This window comes from Burkholderia sp. AU32262 (assembly GCF_020419985.1).
In the GTDB taxonomy this organism is placed as follows: domain Bacteria; phylum Pseudomonadota; class Gammaproteobacteria; order Burkholderiales; family Burkholderiaceae; genus Burkholderia; species Burkholderia semiarida.
This window is the reverse complement of record NZ_JAIZRS010000006.1, coordinates 32,889-49,579: the sequence shown is the minus strand read 5'-3', so window position 1 is coordinate 49,579 and position 16,691 is coordinate 32,889. Positions and strand designations below refer to the sequence as shown.

Here is a 16,691-nt window from a genome sequence, read left to right as displayed (position 1 = left end):
CCGTATCGTCGGTGCCACACCGGCGACCGTGGTCAACGGTCCCGGAGCCGCCGCGGGCGGCGGGGCGGTCCGCGCCCGTTCATTTCCTGACGATATCGGCCCTTGCCGCGGGCCGTGCCAGCCCGCGCGCCGGCAGCGGCGTCGACATCACGATCGACGTGCGCGTTTCGCCGTACAGGTTGATGCGTTCGATCAACTGTTCGAGATGGGCCATGCTGACGGCGACGAACCGCATCACATACGAATCCGCGCCCGTCACGTGATGGCATTCGACGACTTCGGGAATCGTCTCCAGCAGCTTGAGGAACTTCGCTTTCGCCGGTTGCGGCACCGTAATGCCGATCAGCGCGTTCACCGGATAGCCGGCCGCGGACGGATTGATCCGGGCCGTGTAGCCTTCGACCACGCCGGCTGCTTCAAGACGCTTCACGCGCTCCGTCACCGCCGGCACCGACAGGTGAACCTGGCGCGCGAGCTCCGTATAGCTGATGCGCCCGTTGTCCTGCAACAGCGCCAGTATCTTCCAGTCCAGATCGTCCATCGCGGCGGGCGTTTTTAAGGTAGAGCCGCCATTTTTCCTTAAAAACCCCATTCAGCGACGGCGGGACTTTCCCTACGATGCCTGTTCGATCCACCGGATGTCGCAAGGAGCAGGCGATGCTGTTCATCAAATCCGTCGTGATGGGGCTGTCGATCGCGGTGCCGGTCGGCCCGATCGGCATGCTGTGCATTCAGCGCAGCCTGAGCCGCGGTTTCCAGGCGGGATTCGCGACGGGCATCGGCGCCGCGTGCGCCGACGCGATTTACGGCCTGCTCGGCGCGCTGGGCGTCGCGGGCATCGTCACCGCATTTCCGATGCTGACCGTCGGCCTGAAAATCGGCGGCGGCGCGTTTCTCGTGTGGCTCGCGTGGACCATCGCGCGCCAGGCGCCGGCCGCACCGGCCGGGCCACGCGACTTGCCGCGGACGACCGTCCTGCGCGATTTCCTGACGACGTTCGGCCTCACGCTGTCGAACCCGATGACGATCGTGTCGTTCGTCGGGATCTTCGCGGCGCTCGGCCCGCTGCCGGGTGCACGGGCAGGCGCGATGTGGGCGACGGTGGCGTGGATGGTCGCCGGCGTGTTCGTCGGCTCGGCCACGTGGTGGCTGTGCCTGAGCAGCGCGACCGCCGCGCTGCGCACGAAGCTGTCGTTCGCGTTCATGCACGGGCTGTCGCGCGCGTCGGCGGCCGTCGTCGCGGTATTCGGCGCGATCCAGCTCGCCGCGGGCGTGCGCGGGCTGATCTAGGTGCACGGCGCGGCGCGGGGTGACCGGCTCGCGTCACCCGCCAGATTTGCCGCATTCGATCCGGGGAGCCGGCGATCCCGCCGATGCCGATGTCGTCCTTGTGTGCTTGCCCGTCGATCGCCGGCTCAATTCGATCCGTGCGGATTCAAGTGCGCGTGCACGAAGCGCGCGATTTCCTGGCTCAGCTCGATGTCCTCCGGCGCGCCCATGAACCCGCCGTGCGGCATGCCCTCGAACACGTGCAGCTCCGTCGGCACATGCGCGCGCCGCAACGCGCGATGCAGGCGCACCGCGTTCGACAGGAACAGGTCGCGCGTGCCGCTCTGGATGAAGGTCGGCGGGAAGCCGGCGGCGAAATCGCCGAAGAGCGGCGACAGGTACGGATGCGCGAGATCGGCGCCGTTCGCGTAGAGCAGGTTGTTCGCCATCAGCGGCGCCGGCAGCACGACATCGACGAGCCGGTTGGTCTCGAAGCTGTCGCCGGATTCGGTCAGGTCGGCTTCCGGCGACAGCAGCACGAGCGCGGCAGGCAGCGGCAAGCCTTCGTCGCGGGCACGCAGCACCATCGCGGCGGCGAGATTGCCGCCGGCGGAGCGGCCGCCGATGACGACGTTTTCCGGTGCGTGACGCGCCAGCACGTAAGCATAGGCGGCGATGCAATCGTCGAGCGCGGCCGGATACGGGTGTTCCGGCGGCATCCGGTAGTCGACGCCGTAGCAGCGGATGCCGAGCCGGTCGGCCTGCATCTGCGCGCCGGCGCGGCACGCGGCGCCGCCGCCGACGACCAGCGCGCCGCCATGCAGATCGATGTAGGCGCAGGCGCCGGAAGCCGCGGCGTCGGGTGTCGCGACATGCACGTCCGCATCGCCGACGCGGATCGTCTCGACGCTCGAGCGCAAATAGCCGGCGAGTTGCTCGACCGCGGCCGTGTAATGCGCGTCGGCACCGGCCTTCACGCGCATCCATGCGTCGATGTCGTCCGGCGCCGGCATCACGTGCAACGCATTCAGCGGCACCCCGTCGTCGCCGGTCACGCGTTGCAGCGCGGCGCGTGCTTCGTCGCTGATCGAGGTCGGGAAGGGCACGACACGGCTCGGCAGCACGACGCCGTCGGGTTTGTCTTTCATTGCTTGGATTCCGTTCGGTACGTCAGGCGGCCGAAGGCCAGTGGCGCAGCATCACGTCGAGCGCATCGAGGCTGCGTGCCCACGACACGTCCGAATCCGGCGCGCTGTGCGAGAAGCCGCCGGCGCTTTCGAGCGTCACGTAGCCCATGAAGAAACCGCCGAGCAGGCGGATCGCATGCGCCTGTTCGCTATCGGGCAAGCCGTAGCTGCGCAGCACCGCCGCCGTCATCCTGACGAGTTGCCCGCCCGCGCTTGCGGTGGCGCGCCCGCCGCTCACCGGATGGCGCGCGGCCGCGAAGCGGCCCGGATGCGCACGTGCGTAGTCGCGATAGACGTTGGCGAGCGCGACCAGCGCGTCCTTGCCGGTGCGGCCGGCCAGCGCGTCGGCGGCGCGCTCGGCCAGCTCCTGCAGCGCGAACAGCGCGATCCGGCTCTTGAGATCGTCGAAGCTCGCGACATGGGAATACAGGCTCGCCAGCTTGACGTCGAAATGCCGCGCGAGCGCTGCGCCGGTGAGTTGCTCGAAGCCGGTTTCATCGGCGAGCTGCGCGCCGGCTTCGACGAGCTTGTCCACGGTAATGCCGGCACGCGCCATGACGAATGCTATGCAGGTTAGTCAAAGAACTAATTCTATTAGCTTTTGCCGCGCTGTCAATTTTCCGCGCGTGCCGGTGTGGTGCGTCGCTCCAGTGCGTGGGGCCGTCAGAACGTATAGCTGACCTTGCCGAACGCGGTGCGCCCGAGTGTGTTGTAGCCGTACGCGGTCATATATTGCCGGTCGAACAGGTTCGACAGCGACGCCGACACCGTCAGGTGCGAATTGATCCGGTACGACGCGCGCAGGCTCACCGTCAGGTACGACGCCAGATACTGCCGGTTGGCCGGGTCGTCGAACGTCGAGCCGCCGTACAGCAGCGACGCGCCTGTGCTCAGCGCGTGCAGCTTCAGTTCGTCCCACGTGTGGTCGACGTTCAGGCTGACCGTCTGGCGCGGCCGGCGGCTGAGCCAGGTCTGGTTGGTCTCGTCCTGCGGATTCAGGATGCCGACCGCGACGCTCACCGGCGTCGAGCGGCCGATCGTTCCCTTGTACGACAGGTCGATGCCCCGAATGTGCGAACGGCCGATGTTCATCGGCGAGAACGTCGCCGGGTTGTACGCGATCAGGTTGTTGACGCGCGTGTCGTAGATCGCCGCGGTGAACATGCCGTACGCCGTGTTCGCGTCGAGCGCGGCCTCGACCGACGTGCTGCGTTCCGGGCTGAGGCTCGGATTGCCGTAGCCGGGGTAGTACAGGTCGTTGAACGTCGGCAGGCGGAACGCGTTGCCGTACGACACGCGCGCCGTGTAGACCGGCGTGATCGCCCACGACAGCGCGGCGTTGCCGGTGTTCACCGCTTGCCCGGCGATGATCTCGTGACGGCCGGCGACGAACATCGTCACGTTGCCGAGCGTCGCCGACTGGTGCAGCGAGAACGCGGAATCGTTGCGCGTCGGCACGCCGCCGGGAATGTCGACCGGCAGGAACGCCTGTTCGCGCGTGAAGTCGTACGCGAGCTTCGATTCGCCCGACAGCGGCAGCCCGAACAGGTGGAAACCGTGCGCCTGATGGGTCAGCGACGTCGACGTGCTGATGCGCTGCGAATTGATCTGGTCCGTCGCGAGGGCCGGGTTGTCCGCGTAGATGAACTGGCGATCGTTCGCATAGCCGAACGACTGGTCGAATTGCGTATCGGGCGTGATGTCGAGATGGAATGCGACGCCGGTCGTCAACTGGTGATCGCGCTCGCGATTCGCGTAGCCGCTGTTGTCGTAGGACAGATCGGAGCGGTGGTACAGCGCGAACGTCGAGATCGACCAGTTGTCGCGCGCATAGCCGAGCCGCGCGTCGAGATCCTGCGCGTGATACGGATTGCGGCCATCTTCGTGGCCGTAGAAGAAAGGCCGCGTCGCATCGATGCCGGCCGTGTTGTAGTCGTGCAGCCCGAGCGAATAGGTGAGCCCGCCGAGCGCGGCCAGCGGCCCGGTCGACGGCACCGTGCCCGACGTGCGGAACTGCGTGTCGAACGTCTTGTTCGAACCGCCGCCGAACGACACGGTGGTCTGGTTCGGCTGGTCGGCGGCGCGGCGCGTGAAGAGCTGCACGACGCCGCCCATCGCGTTGTTGCCGAACGATGCGGCGGCCGGGCCGGAGATTACCTCGACGCGCTCGAACGCTTCGGTCGGCAGGTCGGCCCACGGCGCGATGCCGGTGGTCGGCGAGCCGATCCGGATGCCGTCGATGAACACCGCGACCTGGCTCGCCGACGAGCCGCGGATGCTGACCGACGCGGACGAGCCGGGCCCGCCGTTTTGCGAGACGGTCACGCCCGGCAGCGTCGCGAGCGCCTGCGTGATGCTCGGGTCGGCCGGCGACAGCCGGTCGAGATCCTCGCGCGTGAGCACCTGCGTCGACGCATAGCGCCGGTCGAACGATTCGGGCAGGTGCCGCGTGTCGGTCACGCTGATCGCGGGCAGGTCCGCGGCTGACGCCGGTGCCGCGGGCTGCGCAGGCGCCGCGTCGCCGGCCGCATGGGCGAGCGGGGAAAGCAGCGCGGTGGCGGCGGACGTGGCAAGCAGGTGACGAAGGTTCATGAGACAGCGGGACAAAGCGTGTGACGTGTACGGCGATCGTGAGCCGGGGGCCGGCAGGGGATGCATGCCGACGGCGCGTCGGGGCGACGCTTCCGGCCGGGAAGCGGATTCGGGAACGATGGACATCTGACGGATCCTGAGGTCGGGTCGTCCATGCAACGGGCGGCCGCCAACGGCGGTGCTTGCACATCGGGACACCCCGCCCGGTGCGGCTGCTGGACCTCGGGTCGATGGCAGGTCTCCTGGCTCGCGGGTCGCCATCCGTGCGGGCCTTCCCGGTTTCCCAGTGGCATGCGGTGGCACGGATTCGCCGCTCACAGTTGCGGGGGCAGCCGCAGATTCGAGACGTCGCCTCGCCTGCGTTCCCTTTTGATCCCATCCCTGGGAACCATCAGCGCGCAAGGGTAATGGCGCGCGGTCGGGCACGTCAATCGTCCGGGCGCGCGGATGCGAAAAAACGTCATTACCCGGTGTCGGCTTTCCGGATGCTTGCGTTCGAGGTGCCCGGGCGGCGTTTCAGGTCTGAAGAAATGGTCGGGTTCCAACGCATGCCGTCGCGCCCGGGCGGCGGCGATCGCGCGCGTATTCATGAAGACGCCTTCAGACCGACTTCGGGACGACGACGTAATCAGTCCGCGGCGCGAAACCTGGCGCGACGTGGAGGCGGGGCGGTGCGCGCATGACAGGATCTTCATGCGCGCCGTGACGCTCAGGCCGGTGCCGACACCAGCGCGCAGAAGTTCTCGAGATCGACGTTGCCGCCGCTGATCACCACGCCGACGCGCTTGCCCTGCAGCGCGTCCTTCATCCGTCGCACCGCGGCGAACGCCAGGCAGCCGGTCGGCTCGACGACGAGCTTCATGCGCGTGGCGAAGAAGCGCATGCAGTCGACCAGTTCCGCATCCGTCGCGGTCAGGATGTCGTCGACGTCGCGGCGCAGGATCGGGAACGTGAGGTTGCCGACGTGCTGCGTCTGCGCGCCGTCGGCGATCGTGCGCGGCGTGTCGATGTGCACGATCGTGCCGGACCGGAACGATTGCTGCGCGTCGTTGCCGGCTTCGGGCTCGACGCCGTACAGCTTCGCTTGCGCCGACAGCGCGCGCGTGGCGAGCGAGGTGCCCGACAGCAGCCCGCCGCCGCCGAGCGGCGTGAACACCGCGTCGAGCGGGCCGACTTCGTCGAACAGTTCCTTGGCCGCGGTACCCTGGCCGGCGATCACGTCCGGGTGATCGTAGGGCGGAACCAGCGTGAGCCCGTGCTTTTCCGCGAGCTCGCGCCCGATCTGCTCGCGATCCTCGGTGTAGCGGTCGTAGGTCACGACGTTGCCGCCGTAGCCGCGCGTCGCGGCCATCTTCGCGGCCGGCGCGTCCTGCGGCATCACGATCGTCGCGGGAATGCCGAGGATGCGCGCCGACAGCGCGATCGCCTGCGCATGGTTGCCCGACGAGAACGCGACGACGCCGTGGCGGCGCTGTTCCGCGTCGAAGCGCGACAGCGCGTTGAACGCGCCGCGGAACTTGAACGCGCCCATGCGCTGCAGGTTCTCGCACTTGAAGAACACCTGCGCGCCGAGCGCGTCGTCGATCGTCCGCGACGTCATCACCGGCGTGCGGTGCGCATGGCCTTCGAGCCGGGCCGCGGCGGCGGCGACGTCGTCGTACGTGGGGAGAGTCGGAGAATTCATGGTCGCTCGGGGTCGAAAAAGTCAGTCAATTGGAATGCGGGGCGCGCCGCGTCACTTCGCATCGTTGTAGACGGTGGCGCGCGACACGCCGAGATGCTGCGACACGATTTCCATCGCGCGGCGCACCTCGAGGAAGCCGTCCGCCTTCAGCGTGTGCATCAGCTCGCGGCGCTGGTCGGTCTTCAGCTCGCGCGGCGTCGTCGCGAGGCGTGTCGCGAAGGCGTCGATGCGCTGCCGGATCGCGTCCGCGCCGGCCGGGTCGAGCGTTTCGACGACGGCTTCGCCGTCCGTGCGGCAGAACTGGCTCAGCATGCCCTGGAAGCCGCGGAACAGCGTGACGTCGGCATTCAGGCACAGCGCGGCCACGTAGCGCCCGGTCGAATCCTTGATGCCGATCGACGTGCTTTTCGCAGTGCGGCCGTCGGCGAAGCGGTTCGGATAGTTCGCGAGCACCTGCGGGAAATCGTCGTCGGCGATGCGCGCGAGGCCGAGTTCGGTCGCCGGGTCGCCGACCGCGCGCCCGGACAGGTTGTTGTGAATCGCGAGGATCGCGTGCTCGGGCGTGCGCAGGTCGTGCACGACGACCTCGGTGAACGGCGCGAACATCTCGCCGAGCCCTTCGGCGATGCGCTGCACCTGCTCGATCAGCGATGCCTGCTCCGACAGCAGCGGTTTGCGGTTCGTGCTCATGCGTGCTCCTGCGGGGCGGGCGCGTCCGTCGTCTCGGGGCGCGTGATGTTGGCCAGCAGCGGGCGCGCGATCCGGACGTAGTCGGCCGTGTCGAGCACGACCGAGCGGTCGAGGCGGCCCGCGTTGAACGCGATCTCGGCGTTGCGCTCGACCAGCGCCGGATCGACGACGAGCGTCACGTTCGCATCGAATACGAACGGCGGCACGGCGCCCATCACGCAGCGCGTGACGGCGGCCGCGAGGTCGGGCGAGGCGAGCGTCGCCTTGCGCCGGCCGACCGCATCGGCGACCTTGCGGAAGTCGATCTTCAGGTGGCCGGGAATCACCGCGAGCGCGGTGGCGTCGCCGCCGTCCTTGAACGTGCAGAGCATCGCCTTCGCGCCCTGTTCGGGGCGCGTGCCGCGCAGCGCGGCGATCGCGTCGGATTTGCCTTCCGCCGGATGCTCGAGCACGCGGAAACGCGCGCCGGCGGTAGTCAGCAGGTCGCAAAGCGTGTCGAAAACGGGAGAGTCGTTCATGGCGCTCCGGGAGGCAGGCAGAGGCGCAGACGCGCGTGAATCAAAGAATTGTCCAAGTATAGACGTTTTGTCGCAGCCATGACAAAGGGGAGAGCAGTCGTCGCTGTCCGGCCTTGCCCGCGCGGCCCGTTCTCCAGCAGCCGAAAGGAGATTTCATATCGCGGAATTCGCATCGGCTTCCCGCCGCGGCGTTTTACCGCCGCTTGAAACCGTGTTTTGCATCGCAAAAACGCGTGGCTATCTCATTGAAAAACAACAAAAATTTATATCTTATGTCTTATATAAGACTTGACCGAAATGTTGCCGGGCGGGATTACTATTGAGTCCATGCAGTTCGCTTCGTCACACGCGGCGGGCACGCTGAACTCTTTACTCAAATGCGCTTCGTTCCCAGGAGATAGACATGTCCCAATATCAAGACGACATCAAGGCAGTGGCTGGCTTGAAGGAAAACCACGGCAGCGCGTGGAACGCCATCAGCCCCGAGTATGCGGCCCGCATGCGTGCCCAGAACAAGTTCAAGACCGGCCTGGACATCGCGAAGTACACCGCGAAGATCATGCGCGCCGACATGGCCGCGTACGACGCCGATCCGTCCAAGTACACGCAGTCGCTGGGTTGCTGGCACGGCTTCATCGGCCAGCAGAAGATGATCTCGATCAAGAAGCACTTCAACAGCACCGAACGCCGCTACCTGTATCTGTCGGGCTGGATGGTCGCCGCGCTGCGCTCGGAGTTCGGCCCGCTGCCGGACCAGTCGATGCACGAAAAGACCTCGGTCAGCGCGCTGATCCGCGAGCTGTACACGTTCCTGCGCCAGGCCGACGCCCGTGAGCTGGGCGGCCTGTTCCGCGAGCTGGATGCGGCGAAGGACCCGGCTGCCAAGGCCGCGATCCAGGAAAAGATCGACAACCACGTCACGCACGTCGTGCCGATCATCGCCGACATCGACGCGGGCTTCGGCAACGCGGAGGCGACCTACCTGCTGGCCAAGCAGTTCATCGAAGCGGGTGCGTGCTGCATCCAGATCGAGAACCAGGTGTCGGACGAGAAGCAGTGCGGCCATCAGGACGGCAAGGTCACGGTGCTGCACGAGGACTTCCTCGCGAAGATCCGCGCGATTCGCTACGCGTTCCTGGAGCTGGGCGTGGACGACGGCATCATCGTCGCGCGTACCGATTCGCTGGGCGCCGGCCTGACCAAGCAGATCGCCGTGACGAACCAGCCGGGCGACCTGGGCGATCAATACAACTCGTTCCTCGACTGCGAGGAGCTGTCGGCCGATCAGCTGGGCAACGGTGACGTCGTCATCAAGCGCGACGGCAAGCTGCTGCGTCCGAAGCGCCTGCCGAGCAACCTGTTCCAGTTCCGCGCCGGCACGGGCGAAGCGCGTTGCGTGCTCGACTGCATCACGTCGCTGCAGAACGGCGCCGACCTGCTGTGGATCGAAACCGAAAAGCCGCATATCGCGCAGATCGGCGGCATGGTCAGCGAGATCCGCAAGGTGATCCCGAACGCGAAGCTGGTGTACAACAACAGCCCGTCGTTCAACTGGACGCTGAATTTCCGTCAGCAGGCCTACGACGCGATGAAGGCCGAAGGCAAGGACGTGTCGGCTTACGACCGTGCGCAACTGATGAGCGTCGAATACGACGACACCGAACTGGCCAAGCTCGCCGACGAGAAGATCCGTACGTTCCAGGCCGATGCATCGCGTGAAGCAGGCATCTTCCACCATCTGATCACGCTGCCGACGTACCACACGGCCGCGCTGTCGACCGACAACCTGGCCAAGGAATACTTCGGCGACCAGGGCATGCTCGGCTACGTGGCCGGCGTGCAGCGCAAGGAAATCCGTCAGGGCATCGCGTGCGTGAAGCACCAGAACATGTCCGGTTCGGACATCGGCGACGATCACAAGGAATACTTCAGCGGCGAAGCGGCGCTGAAGGCAGCGGGCAAGGACAACACGATGAACCAGTTCGCGTAATCGTCATATCCGCGGCAGAAAGCCAATCCGTGACGGGTTGGCTTTTTTTCATTCGACGCGTGGAGCGCGTGATTGCCCGGCACCTCGTTTCGAGCGGGGGCGTCTATCGCGATTCGAACAGGATGTTTGTGTACGCAACTGATTCAGGGTTTGCCTGAGTAGCGAAAACGCTGATTCGCACGGCGTGTGTTCGCGTTGTTCGTTTGCCCAAGCGGCAGGTTGAAATTGCCGCTCGTGCGAAACCCTTGCAGGGCGGTCATCACACGCGTTTCGTCCCCAAAGGGTGTGCGACGACGCCGTAAAAAGAACCTGCCTGCAACGCGCATGCCGGCGAGCCGGCGCAGCGGGTTTCTTGCTGCAACGCAACGCCCGCCCAATAACGGCGATGGTATGCTGGCCGACATGGAGTTGTATGGCAGGTTGCTTGCATGGCGAAACTCGCGTTCGCACGCTTATATACGAGACATCACCTTCTCTCGCCCGCATCGCGGCATCGACGCGCGCTCCGCTCGCGCGTCCCGTTCTGCTGCGCGCTGCCGCTCCCTGCGCTCCGCACGCATTCCCATCTCGCGGGTTCACCCCGCATCCCCCATCCCCCGCCCAATAATCTGGAGACATCCCCATGTCGCAAAACACTTTGGCCGAAGCAACACATGGCCCGCTGATCGCTCCGCCGGCCTTCGTCAAGCATCGCGAGCTGATCGACTGGGTATCGCGCATCGCGGCGCTCACGGAGCCCGAGCGCGTCGTGTGGTGTGACGGTTCGCAGGAAGAATACGACGCGCTGTGCCAGGCGATGGTCGACCAGGGCACGCTCACGCGCCTGAACCCGGCGAAACGCCCGAACTCGTATCTCGCGCAATCCGATCCGTCTGACGTCGCGCGCGTGGAGGATCGCACGTTCATCTGCGCGGCTTCGCGCGACGACGTCGGCCCGACCAACAACTGGATCGATCCGGCCGAAATGCGCGAGACGCTCAACGGTCTGTTCCGCGGCGCGATGCGCGGCCGCACGCTGTACGTCGTGCCGTTCTCGATGGGCCCGCTCGGCTCGCCGATCGCGCACGTCGGCGTCGAGTTGTCCGACAGCCCGTACGTCGCGGTGAACATGCGGATCATGACGCGCATGGGGCGCGACGTGTACGACGTGCTCGGCGAGGACGGCGATTTCGTGCCATGCGTGCACAGCGTCGGCCATCCGCTCGAAGCCGGCCAGCAGGACGTGCCGTGGCCGTGCAATCCGGTGAAGTACATCGTGCACTTTCCCGAAACGCGCGAGATCTGGAGCTTCGGCTCGGGCTACGGCGGCAATGCGCTGCTCGGCAAGAAGTGCTTCGCACTGCGCATCGCGTCGACGATGGGCCGCGATCAGGGCTGGCTCGCGGAACACATGCTGATCCTCGGCGTGACGTCGCCGGCCGGCAAGAAGTATCACGTCGCGGCCGCGTTCCCGTCCGCGTGCGGCAAGACCAACTTCGCGATGCTGATCCCGCCGCAGGGCTTCGACGGCTGGAAGGTCACGACGATCGGCGACGACATCGCGTGGCTGAAGCCGGGCCGCGACGGCCGCCTGTATGCGATCAACCCGGAAGCCGGTTTCTTCGGCGTGGCGCCGGGTACCGGCGTGAAGACCAACCCGAACGCAATCGCCACGCTGAAGGAAAACGTGATCTTCACGAACGTCGCGCTGACGGAAGACGGCGACGTGTGGTGGGAAGGGCTGACCGACACGCCGCCCGCGAAGCTGACCGACTGGCAGGGCAATCCGTGGACGCCCGAGATTGGCAAGGAAACCGGCCGCAAGGCCGCGCATCCGAATTCGCGCTTCACCGCGCCGGCCGCCCAGTGCCCGTCGATCGACGACGACTGGGAAAACCCGGCCGGCGTGCCGATCGACGCGTTCATCTTCGGCGGCCGCCGCTCGACGACGGTGCCGCTCGTCACGGAAGCGCGCGACTGGGTCGAAGGCGTGTACATGGCCGCGACGATGGGCTCCGAGACGACCGCGGCAGCCGTTGGCGAGCAGGGCGTCGTGCGCCGCGATCCGTTCGCGATGCTGCCGTTCTGCGGCTACAACGTCAGCGATTATTTCGCGCACTGGCTCAAACTCGGCCGGCAGCTCGAAGCCGCCGGCGCGACGCTGCCGAAGATCTATTGCGTGAACTGGTTCCGCAAGGATGCGAACGGCAAGTTCGTGTGGCCGGGCTTCGGCGAGAACATGCGCGTGCTGAAGTGGATGCTCGATCGTCTCGAAGGCACGGGCGGTGGCGGCGAGCATGCGTTCGGCGTGTCGCCTGCGTATGAGGACCTGCACTGGGACGGCCTCGATTTCACGCGCGAGCAATTCGATGCGGTGACGTCGATGAACGCGGACGAATGGCGCGAGGAACTGAAGCTGCACGCGGCGCTGTTCGACATGCTGAAGCTGCGCTTGCCCGCCGAGATGACCGACACGATGAAGAGGATCGAGCAGCGTATCGGCGGCTGACGAGCAGCATCGACGTCACCGCTCTGGAAGCGGTATGAACGCCCCGGGCCACCGTCGCTTGGCCCGGGGCGTCGTCGTTTCACGCGATCGACCGGTTGTCAGCCGAGATCGAGCGCGTTCGTCAGATCGCCCGGCGGCGTCGCGCCACGCGCGGCGAACGCGTTGTCGCGCCGGACCACGCCGTCGAGCGGCGCGAGGCCGTGCACGCGGCTGATGAAGCGCAGGATCGAGTTCGTGTCGTACAGCGTGTGATCGACGAAGCCCTTTTTCGCGAACGGCGAGATCACGAGCGCCGGGATCCGCGAGCCGGGGCCCCAGCGATCGCCGACCGGCGGCGCGACGTGATCCCACCAGCCGCCGTTCTCGTCGTGCGTCATCACGATCACGGTGTGTTCCCATTGCGGCCCGCGCCGGATATGGTCGATCACGGTCGCGATGTGTCGGTCGCCCGATTCGATGTCCGCATAGCCCGCGTGCATGTTCAGGTTGCCCTGCGGCTTGTAGAACGTGACGGCCGGCAGGCGCCCCGCGTCGATGTCGGCGATGAAGTGGTTGGTCGACGGTTCGTCGCCGAGCCCCGCGTCGCGCAAATGCTTGCGGCGGGCTTCGGTGCCGGGCGCGTAGTTCGCGAAGTAGTTGAACGGCTGGTGGTGGTACTGGAAGTCGGGCACCGTGCCGGTGTCGCGATGGTCGAGCGCGTACTGCCACGCGCCGCTGTACCACGCCCAGTCGATGTTCTTCTCCGACAGGCGGTCGCCGATCGTCGCATAGCCCTGCGGCGGCATCACGCGATGGTCGGCCGGATCCGCATACGCGGCGTTGCCCGGATCGGGCGGCGGCACGTAGCTCGGCTGGTACGGCGGCGCCATCGTGTTCACGCCGTACCCGTCCGGCGTCAGCGGGCCGTCGACCGCGAACTTCGGCGGGCCGTCGAGCGCGGACGCGGGCGAATCGTCGGCGAGCTTCAGGCGCGTGCCGGCCGGATCGTCGCCTTCGACCTTCGACAACAGCTTCGCCGCATGCGGATGCTTGTGCGCGTCCGGATACAGCGGCGGCTGCGCGGAGATCAGGAACATGTGGTTCATCCACGAGCCGCCGAAGGCCGCCATGAAGAAGTTGTCGCACAGCGTGTATTGCCGTGCGAGATTCCACAGCCGCAGCGTGTCGGCCGAATTGCGGTAATGACCCATCACGAGGCCGCCCGAATCGGCCCACGCGGCGAACTGGTTGTTGCGCCCGCCCGCGATCTGCATCTGGTTCTGGTAGAAGCGATGCCACAGGTCGCGCGTGATCACGCCGTTCGGCAGCGGCTGGCCCTGCGCGTCGGTAATCCGGAACGGCGCGTTCGGCAGCTTGTCGATGTCGCGCTCGGCGATCGAGTAGCGCTTGCCGTCCACCTCCTGCGCCTGCGGCACGAGCCCGCCCCAGATCTTCGGCAGCACCGGCAGCGGCGTCTTGCCGTCGCGATCGAGCTGTTGCGCGTGCTCGGGGCGCACTTCGCTCAGCGGGTAGCGCACGCCGGGGAAATCGCCGTACAGGTTCGCGAAGCTGCGGTTTTCCGCATAGATCACGACGATGTGGCGCACGCGCTGGCGCAACGCTTCGTCGATGCGCAGGTCGGCGGCCGAACGCGGCGCGTTGCCCGCGGTGGTTTCGCAGCCGGCGAGCGCGACACCGGCGCCGATCGCGGCGAGGCCGCCGAGCACACGGCGGCGGTCGGGATCGGCGGGAAGGTCGTCGGGGCGATCGGGGGTGTCGTTCACGTCGTGGGCTCCTCGGGTGGGCGGGTGGGTGTGGTCGTTCGATGCGCGCCGGCATCGCGCGGACTGACGCGACGCAGGGCGAAAAAATGCAACGGCCGGCATCGTGCGAGGCGGCGCACTGCGGCTGTCACGAAAATGTCATGCACGCGACTATAACGCGGCAAGGGGGCGGATGAAAGCCGTTCGTCTGACGATTCGACGCTCGCACGGCGAGCGATGCGCGACGTCCGTGCGCGAACTAGACTTGAACCAGGGGCGGTGCGTCGCGGCGTGCCGCCCGGGCGAGGGCCGCCCGGCGACGCCGGCCGATGGGGTTGCCGAGGCGGGATCGATGCGACGAACGACGCGACACAGCGAGGCGACGATGGCGCGGATGCATGCCGTTTTCGCATGGCTGCCGCGGCCGCATACCGGATGCGCGCGCGTGCCGGCGTGAGCGCACGCCGCGCAACAGGCAGGGCCGGCCCGATGCCATGGACAGGAAATTCGACTACCCGGGATTGCTGATCGCGGCGGGCTTCTTCGTGCTGTTCGCCGCGCAGTTGCTGATGCTGCGCCCGACGTCGGCGCCGATCGCATACAGCGATTTCCACCGGCTCGTCGCGGCGCGGCTCGTCGACGATCTCGAGGTCGGCCCGGCGTCGATCTCGGGCACGCTGAAGATGCCGCAGGCCGGCACGATCCTGCCTGCGTCCGATGCCGCGGTCGTGCGGCAGGCCGGCGCGCCGTGGCGCTTCACGACCAGCCGCGTGACCGACGAGCACCTGATCGACACGCTGACCGCCGCCGGCATCCGCTATCACGGCACGCCCGACACCGGCTGGCTCACATCGCTCGCGTCGTGGCTGCTGCCGCTGATGCTGCTCGTGTTCGTATGGAACATGATGCTGCGCAAGCGCGGCGGGCTGCAGGACTTCACCGGCATGGGCAAGAGCCGCGCGCGCGTGTACGTGCAGCAGGAAACCGGCATCACGTTCGACGACATCGCCGGCATCGACGAAGCGAAGGCCGAACTGCAGCAGCTCGTCGCGTTCCTGCGCAACCCCGACCGCTACCAGCGGCTCGGCGGCAAGATTCCGAAAGGCGTGCTCGTCGTCGGCGCGCCGGGTACGGGCAAGACGCTACTCGCGCGCGCGGTGGCGGGCGAGGCGGCCGTGCCGTTCTTCTCGATCAGCGGCTCGGCGTTCGTCGAGATGTTCGTCGGCGTGGGCGCCGCGCGCGTGCGCGACCTCTTCGAGCAGGCGCAGCAGAAGGCGCCGTGCATCGTGTTCGTCGACGAGCTCGATGCGCTCGGCAAGGTGCGCGGCGTCGGCCCGATGTCGGGCAACGACGAACGCGAACAGACGCTCAACCAGTTGCTGGTCGAGATGGACGGTTTCCAGGCCGGCTCCGGCGTGATCATCATGGCCGCGACGAACCGGCCCGAGATCCTCGATCCTGCACTGCTGAGGCCGGGGCGTTTCGATCGCCACATCGCGATCGACCGGCCGGACGTGAACGGCCGCCGCCAGATCCTCGGCGTGCACGTGAAGCGCGTGAAGCTCGCGGCCGACGTCGATCTCGGCGAGCTCGCGTCGCGCACGCCGGGCTTCGTCGGCGCCGATCTCGCGAACGTCGTCAACGAGGCCGCGCTGCATGCGGCCGAACTCGGCAAGCCGGCAGTCGGCATGGCCGACTTCGACGAGGCGATCGACCGCGCGCTGACGGGCCTCGAGCGCAAGAGCCGCGTGATGAACGAGCAGGAGAAGCTGACCATCGCGTATCACGAAGCCGGCCATGCGCTCGTCGCGGAAAGCCGCGCGCATTGCGACCCGGTGAAGAAGGTGTCGATCATTCCGCGCGGCGTCGCCGCACTCGGCTACACGCAGCAGGTGCCCACCGAGGATCGCTACGTCCTGCGCCGCAGCGAGCTGCTCGACCGGATCGACGCGCTGCTCGGCGGGCGCGTGGCGGAAGAACTCGTGTTCGGCGATGTGTCGACCGGCGCGCAGAACGATCTCGAACGCGCGACCGCGATGGCGCGCCACATGGTCATGCAGTATGGAATGAGCGAGAAGATCGGGCTGGCGACGTTCGACGACGGCGACGCGCGCCAGGGGCTGCCCGGCGCATGGCATGCGGGCGACGGCCGCTGCAGCGAGCATACCGCGCGGATGATCGACGACGAGGTGCGCACGCTGCTGGCCGATGCGCATGCGCGGGTCGCGGCGACGCTCGGCGAACGTCGCGACGCGCTCGAACGCATCGCGCGACGGCTGCTGCAATGCGAGGTGCTCGAACGCGATGTGCTGCAGGCGCTGATCGACGGGCGCATCGAACCGTCGTCGGCCACGTCGGTATTACCCGGCGACGAAACGAGCGCGCGCGGCGGTGCGATCGAAACGGAGCAGGCGTCGGCGGTCGAGCGCGATTTCGTCGCGTACGGCCGGCCGCACGAAACCGATCGATGAAGCCGTCGCGCGTTTTCTTTCCGGTCTTTCCCGCCACGGAGCCGCCGCCATGAGCGACGC

General features: G+C 67.2%; 12 protein-coding genes and 1 riboswitch. Of the genes, 4 read left to right on the top strand and 8 right to left on the bottom strand.

Translation table 11 applies throughout. The features are described from left to right. Nucleotides 1-79: 79 nt before the first annotated feature. Nucleotides 80-541 carry an Lrp/AsnC family transcriptional regulator gene (locus LGN10_RS08790; RefSeq protein ID WP_226222863.1) on the bottom strand — a complete coding sequence of 154 codons (462 nt, stop codon included), beginning with the start codon at nucleotides 539-541 and terminating at the stop codon, nucleotides 80-82. A 116-nt stretch (nucleotides 542-657) separates the two neighbouring features. Here LGN10_RS08790 and LGN10_RS08785 point away from each other — a divergent pair, with 116 nt between their 5' ends. After that, nucleotides 658-1,290 carry a LysE family translocator gene (locus tag LGN10_RS08785; RefSeq protein ID WP_226222861.1) on the top strand — a complete coding sequence of 211 codons (633 nt, stop codon included), beginning with the start codon at nucleotides 658-660 and terminating at the stop codon, nucleotides 1,288-1,290. Between the two features lie 125 nt (nucleotides 1,291-1,415). Here the strand turns inward: LGN10_RS08785 and LGN10_RS08780 are convergent, their stop codons facing one another. From LGN10_RS08780 to LGN10_RS08755, 6 genes are all read right to left on the bottom strand, one after another. Next, nucleotides 1,416-2,417 carry an alpha/beta hydrolase gene (locus LGN10_RS08780; RefSeq protein ID WP_226222859.1) on the bottom strand — a complete coding sequence of 334 codons (1,002 nt, stop codon included), beginning with the start codon at nucleotides 2,415-2,417 and terminating at the stop codon, nucleotides 1,416-1,418. A 22-nt stretch (nucleotides 2,418-2,439) separates the two neighbouring features. Next, on the bottom strand, nucleotides 2,440-2,991 hold the full coding sequence (locus LGN10_RS08775; protein ID WP_226222857.1) for a TetR/AcrR family transcriptional regulator: 552 nt from the start codon (nucleotides 2,989-2,991) through the stop codon (nucleotides 2,440-2,442). 128 nt (nucleotides 2,992-3,119) lie between these two features. Next, nucleotides 3,120-5,048 (bottom strand): TonB-dependent receptor domain-containing protein, encoded by a 1,929-nt coding sequence (locus LGN10_RS08770; RefSeq protein WP_226222855.1) that lies wholly within the window; start codon nucleotides 5,046-5,048, stop codon nucleotides 3,120-3,122. Between the two features lie 214 nt (nucleotides 5,049-5,262). Next, nucleotides 5,263-5,456, bottom strand: a riboswitch (cobalamin riboswitch). A 301-nt stretch (nucleotides 5,457-5,757) separates the two neighbouring features. Then, nucleotides 5,758-6,732, bottom strand: a complete 975-nt coding sequence (locus LGN10_RS08765; RefSeq protein ID WP_226222853.1) for a threo-3-hydroxy-L-aspartate ammonia-lyase — start codon at nucleotides 6,730-6,732, stop codon at nucleotides 5,758-5,760. Between the two features lie 51 nt (nucleotides 6,733-6,783). Further along, complete coding sequence (locus tag LGN10_RS08760; RefSeq protein WP_059574349.1) at nucleotides 6,784-7,422, bottom strand: transcriptional regulator; 639 nt, start codon at nucleotides 7,420-7,422, stop codon at nucleotides 6,784-6,786. Then, nucleotides 7,419-7,940, bottom strand: coding sequence for a YbaK/prolyl-tRNA synthetase associated domain-containing protein (locus LGN10_RS08755; RefSeq protein WP_226222851.1), 522 nt, complete (start codon nucleotides 7,938-7,940; stop codon nucleotides 7,419-7,421). The genes LGN10_RS08760 and LGN10_RS08755 overlap by 4 nt, the downstream gene beginning before the upstream one ends. Nucleotides 7,941-8,343: 403 nt before the next feature. Here LGN10_RS08755 and LGN10_RS08750 point away from each other — a divergent pair, with 403 nt between their 5' ends. Together LGN10_RS08750 and LGN10_RS08745 are read left to right on the top strand one after the other, a co-directional pair. Further along, nucleotides 8,344-9,930, top strand: a complete 1,587-nt coding sequence (locus LGN10_RS08750; protein WP_226222849.1) for an isocitrate lyase — start codon at nucleotides 8,344-8,346, stop codon at nucleotides 9,928-9,930. Nucleotides 9,931-10,552: 622 nt separating this feature from the next. Next, nucleotides 10,553-12,418, top strand: a complete 1,866-nt coding sequence (locus tag LGN10_RS08745) for a phosphoenolpyruvate carboxykinase (GTP) (RefSeq protein WP_059639509.1) — start codon at nucleotides 10,553-10,555, stop codon at nucleotides 12,416-12,418. A 98-nt stretch (nucleotides 12,419-12,516) separates the two neighbouring features. Here the strand turns inward: LGN10_RS08745 and LGN10_RS08740 are convergent, their stop codons facing one another. Continuing rightward, nucleotides 12,517-14,181, bottom strand: coding sequence for an acid phosphatase (locus LGN10_RS08740; protein WP_226222846.1), 1,665 nt, complete (start codon nucleotides 14,179-14,181; stop codon nucleotides 12,517-12,519). A 473-nt stretch (nucleotides 14,182-14,654) separates the two neighbouring features. Between LGN10_RS08740 and ftsH the strand changes: the two genes are divergently transcribed. Further along, nucleotides 14,655-16,631, top strand: coding sequence for an ATP-dependent zinc metalloprotease FtsH (gene ftsH, locus LGN10_RS08735; protein ID WP_226222844.1), 1,977 nt, complete (start codon nucleotides 14,655-14,657; stop codon nucleotides 16,629-16,631). The last annotated feature ends 60 nt before the right edge of the window (nucleotides 16,632-16,691 follow it).

What these genes read in the sequence shown, in the direction of transcription:
- LGN10_RS08745 (WP_059639509.1), top strand. Translation starts at nt 10,553, where the DNA reads ATGTCGCAAAACACTTTGGCCGAAGCAACACATGGCCCGCTGATCGCT.
- LGN10_RS08780 (WP_226222859.1), bottom strand. Translation starts at nt 2,417, where the DNA reads ATGAAAGACAAACCCGACGGCGTCGTGCTGCCGAGCCGTGTCGTGCCC.
- LGN10_RS08755 (WP_226222851.1), bottom strand. Translation starts at nt 7,940, where the DNA reads ATGAACGACTCTCCCGTTTTCGACACGCTTTGCGACCTGCTGACTACC.
- LGN10_RS08785 (WP_226222861.1), top strand. Translation starts at nt 658, where the DNA reads ATGCTGTTCATCAAATCCGTCGTGATGGGGCTGTCGATCGCGGTGCCG.
- LGN10_RS08770 (WP_226222855.1), bottom strand. Translation starts at nt 5,048, where the DNA reads ATGAACCTTCGTCACCTGCTTGCCACGTCCGCCGCCACCGCGCTGCTT.
- LGN10_RS08750 (WP_226222849.1), top strand. Translation starts at nt 8,344, where the DNA reads ATGTCCCAATATCAAGACGACATCAAGGCAGTGGCTGGCTTGAAGGAA.
- LGN10_RS08790 (WP_226222863.1), bottom strand. Translation starts at nt 541, where the DNA reads ATGGACGATCTGGACTGGAAGATACTGGCGCTGTTGCAGGACAACGGG.
- ftsH (WP_226222844.1), top strand. Translation starts at nt 14,655, where the DNA reads ATGGACAGGAAATTCGACTACCCGGGATTGCTGATCGCGGCGGGCTTC.
- LGN10_RS08760 (WP_059574349.1), bottom strand. Translation starts at nt 7,422, where the DNA reads ATGAGCACGAACCGCAAACCGCTGCTGTCGGAGCAGGCATCGCTGATC.
- LGN10_RS08765 (WP_226222853.1), bottom strand. Translation starts at nt 6,732, where the DNA reads ATGAATTCTCCGACTCTCCCCACGTACGACGACGTCGCCGCCGCCGCG.